Below are 608 nucleotides of genomic sequence, written 5' to 3' on the forward strand. Positions count from 1 at the left end.
TCCCCGTCCGCGGGCCCGGGCTTGTGGTGCGGATCGAGCTCGGCCGGCACGTTCAGTTCTGGCAGCGCACCCGGCATCGCGACGCGGCCGGTGAGCGCGGCGCGCAGCTGGTACACGTAGGCGAGCACCTGCGCGACCGCAGCGAACAGCGCCGCCGGGATCTCGCGGTCGACCTCGGCATGGGCGTACAACGCACGCGCCAGCACCGGCGCCTGCAGCACCGGCACCTTCGATTCCTTCGCGGTGTCGCGGATGCGCATGGCCATCAGGTCGGCACCCTTCGCGACGACACGCGGCGCGCCCATCTTGCCTTCGTCGTACTTCAGCGCGACGGCATAGTGGGTCGGGTTCATCACCACCAGGTCGGCAGTGGGCACGGCGGCCAGCATCCGGCGATTGGCCATCTCGCGCATGYGGGCGCGGATCTTGGCCTTGATCTCCATGTTGCCTTCGACTTCCTTGTGCTCCTGCTTGATTTCCTGGTGGCTCATCTTCAGCCGCATCGCGTGCAACTGGCGCTGCAGCGGCACGTCAACGGCGGCGAACACGGCCAGCGCCAGCAGCACCAGCAGCATGCCGCCGACGATGGTGCTGCCGACGTGCGACAG

General features: G+C 68.7%; 1 protein-coding gene. It reads right to left on the reverse strand.

The window, feature by feature from the left end:
* A partial coding sequence (locus tag AC1D15_RS36140; RefSeq protein WP_477829878.1) for an EscU/YscU/HrcU family type III secretion system export apparatus switch protein occupies positions 1–608 on the reverse strand: 608 nt, incomplete at both ends.

This window comes from Rhizobacter sp. P2_H2 (assembly GCF_056403375.1).